This window comes from Parendozoicomonas verongulae (assembly GCF_009711465.1).
GTDB classification, from domain to species: domain Bacteria; phylum Pseudomonadota; class Gammaproteobacteria; order Pseudomonadales; family Endozoicomonadaceae; genus Sansalvadorimonas; species Sansalvadorimonas verongulae.
Map to the genome: position 1 here is coordinate 1 of NZ_SMME01000567.1, position 504 is coordinate 504.

At 50.2% G+C, this 504-nt stretch carries 1 protein-coding gene; it reads left to right on the top strand.

Annotation, left to right across the window (positions count from 1 at the left end; translation table 11 throughout):
• Nucleotides 1–259: 259 nt before the first annotated feature.
• Nucleotides 260–504 (top strand): C2H2-type zinc finger protein (locus E1189_RS26095; RefSeq protein ID WP_408014672.1); only part of this gene is annotated, 245 nt, incomplete at its 3' end.

The following is a 504-nucleotide window of genomic DNA, read 5'->3' on the forward strand; positions in this document are numbered from 1 at the left end:
AACCGGATTAACTCTCACCGCCTCAGCACCCGTACAGCATCTGGCCGTTGAAACGAGTGCTACAACATGGATCTGGGATAAGGCAAACATGTGTTATGTGTCTTCAGATGAGGAAACTTCCCCTCACATCCACTGTTCTCCACTTTCTTCGGGTGAGCTGCCTCCTTCCCGGTTTCCGCATTTATATGCCTGGGTACATGAGCATTACAGAGAGCTTCAGGTTCTAATTGACGATGATAGGCCTGCAGATTTCTGTGGGATGTACACGCTAAAAGTTCACACAGAGGGCAGGCCCTTTGTCTGTGGCCAGAACGGGTGCAACAAGTCTTTTGCCTCATCCGGTAATCTCATTGCTCACAAACGCATCCATACAGGAAACAGGCCCTTTCTTTGTGACCATGACGGGTGCAATAAGCGTTTTGCCCGGTCCGTCGATCTCACCACTCACAAACGTTCCCATACAGGGGACAAGCCCTATACCTGTGACTTTGACGGGTGCAACAA